Raw genomic sequence first — 14081 nt, 5'->3', positions numbered from 1 at the left:
CCGATCATTCCGGACGTCGAGGTCCGGTATGCGCTCGCGCTAGATCTTCAGGTTCTGGCTCATATAGTCGATGAACACGCGCAGCTTCGGCGACGCATAACGGCTCGCTGGCCACAGGATCCAGAACGTAACGGTCTGGTCGATGAAATCGTCGAGCACGATCTGAAGCGCGCCGCTTGCCAGCGCGTCGCGCACGAGGAAGGTCGGCAGGAACGCGAGCCCCTTGTTCTGAAGCGCGAGAAAGCCGAGCACTTCGATGGTGCTGCTGACGAAGGTCTGCGGCAGTTCCGGCTCCGCTTCGGAGACTTCAAGCTGAAAGGGCCAGCGTTCGAGCTTGCCGCTGGCGGGAAACTTGTGCAGCAGGCACGCGTGCCGGACGAGTTCGGAAGGGTGCGTGGGCAGCCCGCGCTGCTGCAGATAACCGGGCGACGCGACCAGCACCTGGGCGCACGAACCGAGACGCCGCGACACCAGCCGGGAGTCGTGCTGCTCGCCCGTGCGGATCACCGCATCGAAGCCTTCTTCGATGATGTCCACCATGCGGTCCGACAGATCGACGTCGAGTTCGATGTCCGGGTATTGCTGCATGAAGCCGTCGAGCGCCGGCATGAACAGCCCGGACAGTTGCGGCGTGCCGATCCGCAGCCGGCCGCGCGGACTGCCGGCGGCGTCCGACAACTCGGCTTCCGCCGCTTCGACTTCGCCGAGGATGCGCCGGCACCGTTCGAGGAACAACAGCCCTTCGGCGGTCAGCGTGATGCTGCGCGTGCTGCGGTGAAAGAGCCGCACGCCCAGCCGTTCCTCGGTGCGCGCAATGCTTTTGCCGACCGCCGACGACGATACGCCGAGCAGCCGTCCGGCCTGGGTAAAACTGCGGGTTTCCGCCGCCTGCACGAACACGGAGATACCGCTGAGGCTGTCCATTCGCGTGTCCCGAGGTCCGTTAAAGACACATTTGTCCGATATGGCGGCTACCTTAGCCTTATTTTCCGGCGCTCGCAAACGACACATCGGCGGACGACACTGCCCGCTCGTTTGCTGATTGCGGACACTTCCGTCCTGGATATTCGGAACCTCGGCCCATTTTTCTTCTGCCGCGCCGTTCATACACTTGCCCTCAAGTTCGAAACCCGCTGTTGATCGAACGTCAGCAGCCACTCAAACCTTGAGGAAATCATGTCCAAACTTCTTTCGGCAGTTAAGGTCGGTCCCTACGAATTTTCCCATCGCGTGGTGCTGGCTCCGCTCACCCGCATGCGTGCGGAACAGGGCGCGAAGCCTGGCCCGCTGATGGCCGAGTACTACGCGCAGCGCACGTCGGCAGGCGGCTTCCTGATCAGCGAAGCGACGATCGCCGCGCCCGACGGCAACGGCTACCTCGGTGCGCCCGGCCTCTACGACGACAGCCAGATCGCCGGCTGGAAGCAGGTGACGGACGCCGTGCATGCGAAGGGTGGCCGCATTTTCCTGCAGCTTTATCACGCCGGACGCCAGTCCAACAGCCAGTTGCAGCCGGGCGGCGGCCAGCCGGTGGCGCCGTCGGCCGTGCTGCACGGCGGCGTCGCGTATACCGAAGCCGGCTGGGTTCCGAACACGCCGAGCCGCGCGCTGACTCTTCCCGAAATCGCCGGACTGGTCGAAAGCTTCCGCACGGCCGCGGTTCGCGGCAAGGAGGCCGGTTTCGACGGCGTCGAACTGCACGCCGCCAACGGTTATCTGTTCGACCAGTTTCTGCAGGACGGCAGCAACAAGCGCACCGACCTCTACGGCGGGTCGTTCGAAAACCGGACCCGCTTCCTGATGGAAGTCACCCGGGCGATCATCCCGGTGTGGGGCAGCGAGCGCGTGGCCGTGCGCCTCGGCCCCAGCGGCACGTGGGGCGACATGTCCGACAGCGATCCGGAAGGGCTCTTCACCTACGTCGCCGGGGAACTGGCGAAGCTGAACCTCGCCTACCTGCACCTGATCGAGCCGCGTGTGCTGGGCAACGTCGACGACGACAGCAAGGACCCGAACCCGGTCGCGGCGCAACTGATCCGCCAGCACTACAACGGCGTCATCATCGCCGCCGGCGGCTTCAAGGGCGACACGGCTGAAGCGATCCTGCAGGCGGGCAACGCCGACCTGGTCGCCTTTGGCCGCGACTTCATCGCGAACCCGGATCTGCCCGAACGGCTGCGCCTCAAGCTGCCGCTGAACCCGTACGACCGCGCGACCTTCTTCGGCGGCACCGACGTCGGCTATACCGACTATCCGTTCCACGGCCGCAACGCGGCAGCGGCGTAAGCGGAGCGCATGGTGAGTCCCACGACCTCGCCCCCGTCTCTGGCGCCGTTGTACTGGCTGGCGCTGGGGACGTTCGCCGTCGGCACCGAGAGTTTCATGATCGCCGGCCTGCTGCCCGACATCGCCGCGGATCTGCATACGAGCGTCATCGCCACGGGCCAACTGGTCACGGTGTTCGCGCTGGCCTACGCACTCAGCTCGCCGATCCTGACCGCGCTGACCGGCGCATTCAATCGCCGCACGCTGATGATCGTCGCGCTCTGTGCGTTCACGGCGGCGAACGTCGTTGCGTGGGCCGCCCAGAGCTATTGGGCGCTGCTGGCGGCCCGCATCCTGCTCGCGGCCGCTGCCGGCCTGTACGTGCCCGGCGCCAACGCGCTGGCCGGCGCGATCGCCGGTCCCGAGCGGCGCGGCACGGCGCTCGCCATCGTCAACGGCGGGATCACGATCGCCGTGGCGTTCGGCGTGCCGCTCGGCGCGCTGGTCGGGGACCGGCTCGGCTGGCGCATGACCTTTGCGGGCGTGGCCGCGCTGTCCGCCGCGGCCACGGCGGGCCTGCTGTTCGGCCTGCCGCGCAGCATCGGCGCAGGCTTGCCGGGCGCGACGCTGCGCGAGCGCATCCACGTCGCCCGCCAGCCGGTCATCCTGATGACACTGTTCGTCACCACGCTTTGGGCCATGGGCGCGTACACGATCTATACGTACCTCGCGCTGTTCATTGCCCGCACCACGCCGCTGCATGGTGGACAGATCGGCTACGTGCTGTTCACGTGGGGCGTCGCGGCCGCGATCGGCGTGTTCAGCGGCGGCAGGGCGGTGGATCGCGTCGGCCCGCGCCGCGTGATCGTCCCGTGCCTCGGCGTATCGATCGTCGCGTTTTCGCTGATGTCGGCCAGCGCGCACTGGCTGCCGACGACGTGGGCGCTGGTCCCCATTCTGATCGGCGTGGTGGCCTGGGGCATTGCGCACTGGTCTTTTTATCCCGCCCAGCAGGCCGGCCTCATCCATCAGGCCGGGCTGCGCGGCACGCCCATTGCGCTGTCGCTGAACGCATCGTTCATGTATCTCGGCTTTTCGCTCGGCGCGGCGCTCGGTTCGCTGACCTTGAGTCTCACGTCGGTGAACAATCTCGGCTGGACCGCCGCCGCGTGCGAAGTCGCGGCGTTGATCCTCACGGTCGGCATCGGCAGGTACGTGGTCAAGACACAGGCAGCGGCGGTCACCGCCCCATGACGCAGGGCTCTTACTCAGGCAGCGAGGATGAACATGACTATCCCACACCGTACTTTCAGAATCGGCGGCGACATCGAAATCCGGCGGCTCGGATTCGGCGCGATGCGGATCACCGGCCCCGGCATCTGGGGCGCGCCCGCCGATCGCGACGAGGCGATCCGCGTGCTGCGCCGCCTGCCCGAACTCGGCGTGAATTTCATCGACACGGCGGATTCGTACGGGCCGAACGTTTCGGAGGAATTGATCCGCGAGGCGCTGCATCCGTATGACGCCGGCATGGTCGTGGCGACCAAGGCGGGACTGACGCGCCCCGGTCCCGACCAGTGGACGCCGCAGGGCCGGCCAGACTATCTGATCCGGCAGGCGCACGGCAGCCTGCAACGGCTGGGCGTCGAACGGATCGACCTGTGGCAGTTGCATCGCATCGATCCGTCGGTGCCGCGGGACGAGCAGTTCGGCGCCGTGCGCCATCTGATCGATAGCGGCGTGATCCGTCACGCCGGCCTGAGCGAAGTGTCGGTGGCCGACATCAAGGCGGCCTCGAAATACTTCGACGTGGCGACTGTGCAAAACCGCTTCAACCTCGGCGACCGCGGCAGCGAAGACGTGCTCGATTACTGCGCCGCCCATGGGATCGGCTTCATCCCCTGGTTCCCGCTGGCCGCCGGCGAACTGACCCGTCCCGGTTCGCTTCTCGACACCATCGCGCGCAACCATCAGGCGAGCGTCGGACAGATCGCCCTTGCGTGGCTGTTGCAGCGCAGCCCGGTGATCCTGCCGATACCGGGCACCTCGCGCGTCGCGCATCTGGAGGAGAACGTGGCGGCCGGCGAGATCGCGTTGTCCGATTTCGAGTTTTGCGAACTGGATCGCGCGACCGCCGGGAGGCAGCAGCGTTAGGGAAGCCCTTCGACGATCGACGCCGCCCCGCCTCCGCGCGGGTTTTTTTTCGGACCTGGAAGCCGCCGCCCGCGTCGCCCAACGGCCTCACCCGTCGCGATATTGACAAATCGTCAATATCCGGCAAAATTTCTCCCATGAGAAACGTCGACCGCGAAAACCAGTTGTTGCTGCGCGAAGGCCGCAAGATCGTCGAGGCGCTCGGGCAGACGCTCGCGCCGCTCGTCGAGGTGGTGCTGCACGACCTGTCGCGTCCCGGGCATTCGGTCGTCGCGATCGCGAACAACCTGTCCGGCCGCAGCGTCGGCGACGCGGTCACCGAAATGGGTCTCGCGCGGATCACCGATCCGGGCTTCCCGGAAGTCGTGCAGAACTACCCGAACCGCTTCCCGGACGGCCGCCCCGCGAAGAGCACGTCGATCGGCCTGAAGAACAGCGCCGGCGACTACGTCGCGGCGATCTGCCTGAACATGGACGTGTCGCTGCTCGGCGCGGTCACGGCCGGCCTCGGCCAGCTGATGAGCACCGCGCCGTCGAGCGCGCCGGTCGTCGAGACGCTCGCATCGCGCCAGCTCGGCGACGTGCGCGCGACGCTCGAACGTTTCGCGGCCGCGCGCAACACGACGCCGATCGGCCTCACGCTCGCGCAGCGCCGCGACGCGGTGCGCGAACTCGCCGACGCCGGCCTGCTCAACCTGCGCCATGCGCTTTCCGAGGTCGCGCGCACGCTGGGCGTTGCGCGCTCGACCGTCTATACCTACCTGCCGACGGAATCCCGACCATGAGCACCTTGCCGATTTCCTATGACGACGTCGTCGCCGCGCACGAGCGCATTCGCGGCGTCGCGCACCGCACGCCGGTGCTGACCTCGACCACTGCGAACGACCTGACCGGCGCGCAACTGTTCTTCAAGTGCGAGAACTTCCAGCGGATGGGCGCGTTCAAGTTTCGCGGCGCGTACAACGCGATCGCGCAGTTCACGCCGCAGCAGAAGGCCGGCGGCGTGATTACGTTTTCGTCCGGCAACCATGCGCAGGCGATCGCGCTGTCCGCGCGGCTGCTCGGCGTGAAGGCGGTGATCGTGATGCCGCAGGACGCGCCCGCGGTGAAAGTCGAAGCGACGCGCGGCTACGGCGGCGAACTCGTGTTCTACGACCGCTACACCGAGGACCGCGAGGCGCTCGGCCGCCGGCTCGCGGCGGAACGCGGCCTCACGCTGATCCCGCCGTACGACCATCCGCACGTGATGGCCGGGCAGGGCACGGCCGCGAAGGAACTGATCGAGGACGCCGGCCCGCTCGACCTGTTGTTCGTGTGCCTCGGCGGCGGCGGCCTGCTGTCGGGCTGCGCGACCGCGGCGCGCGCGCTGAACCCTGACTGCAAGGTGATCGGCGTGGAACCGGAAGCGGGCAACGACGGCCAGCGCAGCCTGCGTTCGGGCGCGATCGTGCACATCGACACGCCGAAGACGATCGCCGACGGCGCACAGACGCAGCACCTCGGCGAATACACGTTCGCGGTGATCCGCGAACTGGTCGACGACATCGTGACGGTCAGCGACGCGGAACTCGTCGATACGATGAAGTTCTTCGCGAGCCGGATGAAGGCCGTCGTCGAGCCCACCGGCTGCCTCGCGGCGGCGGCGGTGCTGCAACGGAAGGTCGATGTGCGCGGCAAGCGCGTCGGCGTGATCGTGTCGGGCGGCAACGTCGATCTGCTGCGTTTCGCGGAACTGGTCGGTTACGCGGGTTGACCGCGCACGGAGCACGCGGCCTGGCGCGTATTCCTTCGCAATCCGTTGCGATTTCGCCGGCCCGATGCGCCGGCGTCTGTCGTATGCCCGTGGTGCCCGCGCGTTGATTTAACAAGGGCTTAACATTTCGGAAATCTCCGATTTCTGCCGTCGAGCTTCGATGGTCTGATGGCACGCACTCGCAAAACGAGTCTTCAGATCATCGAACAGCGGGAGCCGCACAAAAGGCTCCCGACAACGACAGAGAACCCCTGTGAACCTACGCGTGATCCTCGCCGACGATCATCCGTTCGTCCGCCTCGGCGTGCGTTGCGCGCTGGGGGCGGACGGCATCGACGTCGTCGGAGAAGCGTCGAGTCCCGGCGAACTGCTTGCGCTGCTCGGCGCGATGCCGTGCGACGTGGTCGTCACCAGCCTCGCGATGCTCGACGGCGCGGGCGACGGTCCCGAATGCCGCGGGTTCGTCGAGCGTCTGCGTAGCGGCTGGCCGTCGTTGCCCGTCGTGGTGCTGACCGTCGAAACCGAAGCGTCGCTGCTGAGCGCGGCGTTGAGCACCGGCATCGCGGGCATGCTGCGCAAAAGCGACGTGGCCGGCGCGCTGACGACGGTGGTCCGCGATGCGTGCCGAGGCTGCGTGAGCGTCAGCGCGCAGATTCTTTGCGATCTGGAGACGGCCGGCGTCAGCGTGCGGCAGCTGTGCCTGCTCGGACACGGCGCGTTTCGGCAGACGATCCACGACTGCGTGGTCGTCACGCGTTGTCCGGATGACGAGACGGGCGCGTCTACGCGGCTGGCGCACGACGTGCTGGCCGATGCCGATGCGGCTTCCGGTTCGGCGGTTTCTTCGTTCGCCGAAAGGCGCCGCGTGCGATGAGCGGACCGCTAACGCCCGCGCGCATCATCGTCGCCGACGATCATCCGGTCGTGCTGTACGCGCTTGAACGGCTGATCGGCCGTTGGCCTCGCCTGCGCGTGGTCGGCCGCGCGACGACGTTTGCCGAACTGTTCGACGAAGCCGCGCGGGTCGACTTCGACGTCGTCATCACCGATCTCTACATGCCCTGCGCGGGCGACCTCGACGCACACGACATGCTGCTCGACTTCAGGCGGCGCTTCGCGCACGCGTCGCTGATCGTGCTGACGGGCGAAACGGCTCCGGCCGTGCTGCATCGCCTGCTGCGGATGCAGGTGGACGGCATCCTCAGCAAGAAAGACTGCGTCGACCTGATTCCGGATGCGATCGCGTCCGCGATGGCGCGCGAGCGGTATCTCGGCCCGCTCGTCCGCGATCTGCTCGCGCGCGACTGGCCCGCGGCGGCCGACGACGGCAGCGCGCGTCAGCTATCGAGGCGCGAGATCGAAGTGATCGTTCATTACGCGTCGGGCCTGAGCGTGACGGAGATCGCCGTGCGCCTCGGCCGCAGCGTGAAGACGATCAGCGCGCAGAAATGCTCCGCGATGAAAAAGCTGTCGCTCGCGAACGACGTCGAGCTGTACCGGTTCGCGGTCGAGTCCGGCATCGTGTCGCGGATGTTCGGATAAACGCGCCGCACGGCTTCGAGCCCCGATTGATTTCACCAGGGCATCGTGTCGCAGCGCTCGCCTTTTCAGAATCGTCCTATCCAGTGGCTATCGGGTTCTGATCAGAATTTAAGGATAGGTGCGCGAACTGCCGGACATTTCCGCTGAATCTTTTACTGCTCTTGTATCGAGGCATCACAGGACGGCACCGGCTAGACGGCACGGACTGGCGTAGATACGGAGACGGTGAGATGAAGTTGGGAAGGCGACTGTTGGTCGAATGCGTGGGAACCGGATGGCTCGTTTTCGCGGGCTGCGCGGGCGCCGCGCTGAATGCCGGCATTCCGGTGCAGGGCTGGAACCTGCTCGGGACGCCGGTCGCATTCGGTCTCGCGCTGCTCGCGGCGAATCTCGTCGCCGCGCGCGCCGCAAGCGCGCACTTCAACCCGGCGGTGACCATCGGCTACACGGTGGCGAGGCGCTTCCCGGTGCGCGACGTCGCGCCTTATCTCGCCGCGCAGACGGCCGGCGCGATCCTCGGCGCCGCGTTGCTCGTATGGATCGCGAGTGGTCGTCCCGGTTTCTCGCTGTCGATTTCCGAATTCGGCGTCAACGGTTATGACGCGCATTCGCCGTCCGATTATTCGCTGTCGTCCGCATTCGTGATCGAACTCGCGATGACGCTCGCGTTCGTGACGACGCACCTCGTAATGTCAGGCACACCCGATCGCCGCCGCGTCGCGGCGATCGCGACGGGCGCGTGTTTCGCGACGATCTATCTGATCACGATGCCGGTCACGAACGGCGCGATCAACCCGGCGCGCTCGACCGGCCCCGCGCTGTTCGTCGGCGGCTGGGCGCTCGATCAACTCTGGCTGTTCTGGGCCGCGCCGATGCTCGGCGGCATCGGCGCAGGCTTGTGCCACGCGGCGCTCGCCGCGCGCGCCGGCCGGGTGCGGCCGGTCACGGCGGAACCCGGCGGTTCCGCCTGATCCGCGTCGCCGGCTCGCCGCGTCCGATGAAGTTCCGCATGCACGGTTCGCGCTGGCGCCGGCTGATCGCATCGGCGTTCACGCTGCTCGTCGTATTCGCGCACCCGCAAGCCACCGCGCAATCGCCTGCCGACGTATCGAAGCCGGCCGCGAGCCAGCCGGTTTCGACGCCGTTTCCGCCGAGGCTGCTGGTCGGCGTGCTGGCCGACGGCTGGCCGCCGCTCGAAGTGCTCGACGGCGACCGGGTCACCGGCTTCAGCGCCGACTATCTGCGCCTGCTCGTCGGGACGGACGTCGAACTCGTGCCGAAGCGTTATCCCGACATGCCGCGGCTGATCGCGGCCGCGTGCGCGGGGGAAGTCGATCTGCTGATGAGCGTCGCGCGCACGCCCGAGCGCGAACGCTGCCTCGCGTTCACGACGCCTTATCTGAACGGCGCGGCCGCGTTCGTCACGCGCAGCGACGATGCGGACGCGCTCACGTCGCCCGACCGGATCGCCCGCGCGCGCATCGCGACCGAGAGGGGCTTCGCGCTCGAACAACTGCTGCGCAAGCGTTTCCCGCAGGCGACCATCGAACCGTATGCGACCACGTGGGATGCGCTCGATTCGGTCGCCACGGGCTCGGCCGACGTCTATGCGGGTTTCGCGGCGGTCGTCCGTTATCAGCTGTCGGCGGAAGCGTTTCGCGGGCTGCGCATCGCCTACGAGGAACGCATGGTCGTGCGCGACATGCGCTTTGCGGTGCCGGCGTCGGCCAAGGCGCTGCGCGACCGGCTCAACGTCGCGTTGAGCGGCGTGCGGCCCGCCGCGGCGACCGCGCTGCGCGCGCGCTGGCTCGACGGCGCGCCGCGGATGCCGACGTCGCCGCTCGCGCTGTCGGCGGACGAGCGCGCGTGGCTGCGCGCGCTGCCGCCGCTGTCGGTCGGCTTCGACGACGACTGGGCGCCGTTCAGCTACGTCGGTCCGTCCGGGCAGCCGTCCGGGATCGCCAGCGACTACCTCGACTATCTCGGCCATGTGCTCGGCGTCACGTTCCGCCGGATACCCACGCCGGGCTGGATCGAAACGACCGGCGCGTTCCGGCACGGCGACTTCGCATTGCTCGCGACGGCGATGCGCGACGATGCGCGGCTGCCCGGCGCGCAGTTCACGCAGCCGTACGAGCACTATCCGTTCGCGCTGGTCGCGCGCCGGAACGAGCCGGTCGTGCGCGGCCTCAAGGACTTCGCGGGCCGGCGCGTCGTGCTGACGCCGCACGCGCCGGCCGCCGAGTTGTTCGCGACGGATCTGCCGGGTTCGCAGATCGTCCGCGCGGCGACGCTCGACGAAGGGCTGACGATGGTCGCCGACCGGCGCGCGGACGTGCTGATCGCGGACGCCGCGGCGGTCGCCGGCCCGCTGCGGCGGGATCACGACGACGAACTGCAGATCGTCGGGCCGGCCGGCCACGACGATGAGGTGAGCTTCGCGGTGCGCGGCGATCTCGCGCCGCTCGCCGGGCTGATCGACCGCGCGCTGCGCGCGATGCCGGCGGGCGAGGCGCAGCGCATCCGTCACCGCTGGGTGACGGCGGCTGTCGCCGGGCGTAGCGGCTGGAGCGTGAACGCGCTGCGGCTGCTGCCGTTGCTGATCGTGTTCGGCGTGGTGCTGCTCGTCACGCTGCGCGCGTACGTGCTGCTCCAGCGCGAGATGAAGCGCCGCCGCCGCGCCGAGCGTGTGCTCGCGCGGCAGGTCGAATTGCAGAACACGATGATGGAGATGATTCCGTATCCGCTGGCGGCGCGCGATCTCCAGAACCGCTATCTCGCGGTGAACCACGCCTACGAGGAAGCGACCGGCCTGTCGCGCGTGCAACTGCTCGGCCGGTCCAGCACCAGCGTCGCGCCGTGGGGCGAAGCGAACAGCCGGCGCGTGGACGGCATGTACCGGCAGACCGTCGCCGATGGCGGCGCGCGGCGCGTCGAACTCGTGCTCGACGGCCACGATGGCCGCGCCGACCGCGACGATGAAGCGCGGCACGGCATCTTCGCGACGCGTCTGTGCAGCGACAGCCGCAACGAGCCGTTCTGCGTGCTCGGCACGATGATCGACATCACCGACATCCGTCGCGCGGAACTGCGCGCGCGCGAAACGGAGCGGCTGCTGTCCGACGTCACGCACTCGCTGCCGGCGATCGTGTTCCAGCTTCGGCGCACGCCGGACGGCCGTTATGCGTTCCCGTACATCGGCGGCGACACGCAGCGGCTGTTCGGCGACGGCGGCAGCGAACTGATCCGCGCGAACGCGCTCGACATGCAGCGCGTGCATCCGAAGGATCGCAAGCGTCTGATCGTGTGGCTCGAACGTTCCGCGCGGCGGCTGACGCCGGTGCACGTCGAGTTCCGCTATTTCGCGTCCGACGGGACGTTGTGGCTGCGCGCGGAGTTCGTCCCGCACCGGAAGGACGACGGTTCGGTCGTGTGGAGCGGTTATGCGGCCGACGTGAGCGTCGAGCGTGCGCGCGCCGACGAACTGGCGCGCGCGCGGGACATTGCGCAGGCGGCGTCGCGCGCGAAGGACAACTTTCTCGCGATGATGAGCCACGAGATCCGCACGCCGATGAACGGCGTGCTCGGGCTCGTCGAGGTGCTGGAGCGCACGCCGCTCAACGTCGAGCAGTCGGAGATGGTCGGCATGGTGCAGGAGTCGGCGGGCGCGCTGCTGCAGATCCTCGACGACCTGCTCGACTACGCGAAGATCGAAGTGGGGCGGCTCGCGATCGAGTCGGAGCCGTTCGACGTGCGCGAACTCGTCGATCGCGCGGTGGGGCTGCTCGCGGGGCGCGCGCACGAGAAGGGATTGAAGCTGCGCGTCGATGTCGAGCCGGACGTCGCCGCGGTGCTGTGTGGCGACAGCGTGCGGCTGCGGCAGATCCTGTTCAATCTGCTGAGCAATGCGATCAAGTTCACGCCGCGCGGCGAGGTCTGCGTGAACGTGAGCGCGACTGCGATCGACGGGGACGGCGCGCGGCAGCTTGTTGCGTTGAGCGTCGAGGACACCGGCATCGGCATCGCGCCGCATATGCAGGCGCATCTGTTCGAGCCGTTCGTGCAGGCCGAATCGTCGACGACGCGCCGCTTCGGCGGCACGGGCCTCGGACTCGCGATCTGCCGCAAGCTCGCCGAATTGATGGGCGGCACGCTGGCGCTGCGCAGCGAGTCGGGCCGCGGCACGTGCATGACGCTGCATATCGAATTGCCGGTCGAAATGCCGGTTGGCCCCGCGGACGGCCTGCTCGGCAAACACGCGCTGGTCGCATGCGACGACGAACGCACCGCGCGCGCGCTGACGCATTTCGGCACGGCGCTCGGCATGCGGATGACGCACGTCGCGTCGTCCGCGCTGTTCGAAAACGAGGGTGCCGACGCGCAAGCCGATCACGTCGATCTGATCTTCATGTCCGACGATGTATCGGCGCCGTCGTTGCCGACCGATGCGCCGGTGATTCGCGTGACCGCGAGTCCGAAGCCGACCGGCTATCGCGTGACCGACAGCGGCGTGCTGTTGAGCGCGAATCCGGTTTCATGGTGCGGGCTCGGCACCGCATGCGCGGTGGCGCTCGCGGGGTTGCCAGTCGCGGTGTCATCGTCGGTGTCTCGTCATGCGGAAGCGGGCGACTCGCTGGCCGCGCCGGACCGCGACAAGGAACGCCTGGCCGGCCGCCTGATTCTCGTCGCCGAAGATCATCCGGTGAACCAGGAGTTGATCCGCCATCAGCTTGCGTTGCTCGGCTTCGCCTGCGACGTGGTCAACGACGGCGAAGAGGCATTGGCCGAACTGGCGTGCAACGACTACGGCTGCCTGATTACCGATTGCCATATGCCGAAGCTGTCGGGCTACGGCCTCGTGCGCAAGCTGCGCGAGCGGGAACGCGAAAGCGGCGCGCAGCGATTGCCGGTGCTCGGCATCACGGCCAGCACCGCGAGCGACGATCTGCGGTTGTGTCTCGATGCGGGGATGGACGACTGCCTCGTGAAGCCGATGCGGCTCGCGACGCTGCGCGATGCGCTCGCGCGCTGGTTCGGCGTGACGGAGGGGGCGCGCCGCCCTATGCCGGCAAGTGCGCCGGCGCGCGCGAAAACGTTGGCGCATGCTGCCGGATCGGGCGGGGACTTCGAACCGCTCGACCTCGATCACATGATCCACGTATGGGGCAGCGAAGCGACGGTGAAGGCGCTGCTCGATTCGTTCGTGTCGGCGGTGCGCGACGATCTGCTTGCGCTATTGCCGCTGCTCGACGACGTGAACGTCGCGCGCCTGCGCGAATGGCATCACCGGCTCGCGGGCGCGGTCGGCGTGCTGCAATATCCGGCGTTGTTGTCGGTGCTCGAAACGTATCGGTGGCACATGGACGATCACAGCGCGGATCAACTGCGGGAAGAAGGACTGCAATTGATCCATACCTGCGAGGCGCTGCTGAACGACATCGAGAAGCAGGCCGCATGGCTGGCGTAATGGCGGCATCGTCGATGTGAGCCGATGTCACACGCGTGCAAGAAAGGCGGATGAAAAAGCGCAGATGAAAAAAAACGCGGCCGAAGCCGCGTTCAAGCTTGGAGACCCTTCGATGAAGAGTCACTTCTCGCAGGCATTAGGGTAATCGCGGATTGTGAAGAAATCGAGTGGAAATCAATCAATTGACTGTTAACGGATATACAGGTAATCGAATGCGATTCGTATTGCATCGTCAATCGGCCCATTCGCCGCATTCGCCGCATTCGCCGAATTAACGAACGAGCGTATTCCGTATTCCGTTATTCCGAAAGCCGCGCGACATCGCGATTCAGAATTCGGTCCATCATGACGCGAGCCGCGTCGGACATCGACATGCAATTTGCACTAGCATGTGATGGCGCTGCGTCCGGATCGTCTGCCGTGGCGCGTCACAACAACGGAGAAAGCTCATGAATGTGCTTCGCCCACTGCGCGTCGCCGTGGCCCTGTGCGTGCTCGCATCCGGCGCCGCGTTCGCCGACACGGTCGCGCTGAAGGCCGATCTCGAACCGTCGAGCGAGGTGCCGCCGCGCGCCACGCAGGGTCACGGCGCGTTGAATGCGACGTTCGATACGTCGTCCAGAACGTTGCAATGGACCGCGACTTACGATGGCCTGTCAACGCCGATCACCGCCGCGCACTTCCACGGCCCCGCACCGGTCGGGCAGAACGCGAAGGTGCAGGTGCCGATCGCGAAGGCCGATCTGCCAAGCCCGATCAAGGGTTCGGCGACGCTCACCGAACAGCAGGCGACCGACCTGATGGCCGGTCAGTGGTATTTCAACATCCATACGTCGCAGAACCCGGCCGGCGAGATCCGCGGCCAGGTGCTGCCGGCGAACTGAGCGCGCGGCGGCCGTG

The 14081-nt window shown here is 67.4% G+C and carries 11 protein-coding genes; 10 read left to right on the top strand and 1 reads right to left on the bottom strand.

Annotated elements, in window-relative coordinates:
- Window positions 1-39: 39 nt before the first annotated feature.
- A complete protein-coding gene (locus tag BLV92_RS15705; RefSeq protein WP_090546399.1) occupies window positions 40-924 on the bottom strand; it encodes a LysR family transcriptional regulator in 885 nt (294 codons plus the stop codon).
- A gap of 252 nt (window positions 925-1176) precedes the next feature.
- Here BLV92_RS15705 and BLV92_RS15700 point away from each other — a divergent pair, with 252 nt between their 5' ends.
- The 10 genes from BLV92_RS15700 (at window position 1177) to BLV92_RS15655 (ending at window position 14065) form a co-directional block, all read left to right on the top strand.
- Entirely contained in the window at window positions 1177-2286 is a 1110-nt protein-coding gene (locus BLV92_RS15700; RefSeq protein ID WP_090546398.1) for an alkene reductase, read from the top strand.
- 12 nt (window positions 2287-2298) lie between these two features.
- Window positions 2299-3519 (top strand): MFS transporter, encoded by a 1221-nt coding sequence (locus BLV92_RS15695; RefSeq protein ID WP_244283803.1) that lies wholly within the window; start codon window positions 2299-2301, stop codon window positions 3517-3519.
- Window positions 3520-3552: 33 nt separating this feature from the next.
- The gene (locus BLV92_RS15690; protein WP_208328233.1) at window positions 3553-4419 is read left to right on the top strand and encodes an aldo/keto reductase; all 867 of its coding nucleotides are present in this window, start codon (window positions 3553-3555) and stop codon (window positions 4417-4419) included.
- A 137-nt stretch (window positions 4420-4556) separates the two neighbouring features.
- Window positions 4557-5204: a helix-turn-helix transcriptional regulator gene (locus tag BLV92_RS15685; protein WP_090546392.1), complete on the top strand. Its 648-nt coding sequence runs from the start codon at window positions 4557-4559 to the stop codon at window positions 5202-5204.
- Window positions 5201-6172, top strand: coding sequence for a threo-3-hydroxy-L-aspartate ammonia-lyase (locus tag BLV92_RS15680; protein WP_090546390.1), 972 nt, complete (start codon window positions 5201-5203; stop codon window positions 6170-6172). Before BLV92_RS15685 ends, BLV92_RS15680 begins: the two co-directional genes overlap by 4 nt.
- A gap of 253 nt (window positions 6173-6425) precedes the next feature.
- Window positions 6426-7046, top strand: a complete 621-nt coding sequence (locus BLV92_RS15675) for a response regulator (RefSeq protein ID WP_090546388.1) — start codon at window positions 6426-6428, stop codon at window positions 7044-7046.
- Window positions 7043-7714, top strand: coding sequence for a response regulator (locus BLV92_RS15670; RefSeq protein ID WP_090546386.1), 672 nt, complete (start codon window positions 7043-7045; stop codon window positions 7712-7714). Before BLV92_RS15675 ends, BLV92_RS15670 begins: the two co-directional genes overlap by 4 nt.
- 230 nt (window positions 7715-7944) lie before the next feature.
- The gene (locus BLV92_RS15665) at window positions 7945-8685 is read left to right on the top strand and encodes an aquaporin (RefSeq protein WP_090546384.1); all 741 of its coding nucleotides are present in this window, start codon (window positions 7945-7947) and stop codon (window positions 8683-8685) included.
- 38 nt (window positions 8686-8723) lie between these two features.
- Window positions 8724-13181, top strand: a complete 4458-nt coding sequence (locus tag BLV92_RS15660) for an ATP-binding protein (protein WP_167627067.1) — start codon at window positions 8724-8726, stop codon at window positions 13179-13181.
- Window positions 13182-13630: 449 nt separating this feature from the next.
- Complete coding sequence (locus BLV92_RS15655) at window positions 13631-14065, top strand: CHRD domain-containing protein (protein WP_090546380.1); 435 nt, start codon at window positions 13631-13633, stop codon at window positions 14063-14065.
- Window positions 14066-14081 lie beyond the last annotated feature (16 nt).

The sequence above is a fragment of the Paraburkholderia caballeronis genome (genome assembly GCF_900104845.1).
Classification (GTDB): domain Bacteria; phylum Pseudomonadota; class Gammaproteobacteria; order Burkholderiales; family Burkholderiaceae; genus Paraburkholderia; species Paraburkholderia caballeronis.
The sequence above is the reverse complement of the archived record's forward strand: the minus strand, read 5'-3'. Positions and strand labels throughout refer to the sequence as shown.

Bases quoted from the DNA above. Each gene is read 5' to 3' on its own strand.
- BLV92_RS15705 (WP_090546399.1), bottom strand. From the start codon at position 924: ATGGACAGCCTCAGCGGTATCTCCGTGTTCGTGCAGGCGGCGGAAACC.
- BLV92_RS15700 (WP_090546398.1), top strand. From the start codon at position 1,177: ATGTCCAAACTTCTTTCGGCAGTTAAGGTCGGTCCCTACGAATTTTCC.
- BLV92_RS15690 (WP_208328233.1), top strand. From the start codon at position 3,553: ATGACTATCCCACACCGTACTTTCAGAATCGGCGGCGACATCGAAATC.
- BLV92_RS15685 (WP_090546392.1), top strand. From the start codon at position 4,557: ATGAGAAACGTCGACCGCGAAAACCAGTTGTTGCTGCGCGAAGGCCGC.
- BLV92_RS15680 (WP_090546390.1), top strand. From the start codon at position 5,201: ATGAGCACCTTGCCGATTTCCTATGACGACGTCGTCGCCGCGCACGAG.
- BLV92_RS15670 (WP_090546386.1), top strand. From the start codon at position 7,043: ATGAGCGGACCGCTAACGCCCGCGCGCATCATCGTCGCCGACGATCAT.
- BLV92_RS15665 (WP_090546384.1), top strand. From the start codon at position 7,945: ATGAAGTTGGGAAGGCGACTGTTGGTCGAATGCGTGGGAACCGGATGG.
- BLV92_RS15660 (WP_167627067.1), top strand. From the start codon at position 8,724: ATGCACGGTTCGCGCTGGCGCCGGCTGATCGCATCGGCGTTCACGCTG.
- BLV92_RS15655 (WP_090546380.1), top strand. From the start codon at position 13,631: ATGAATGTGCTTCGCCCACTGCGCGTCGCCGTGGCCCTGTGCGTGCTC.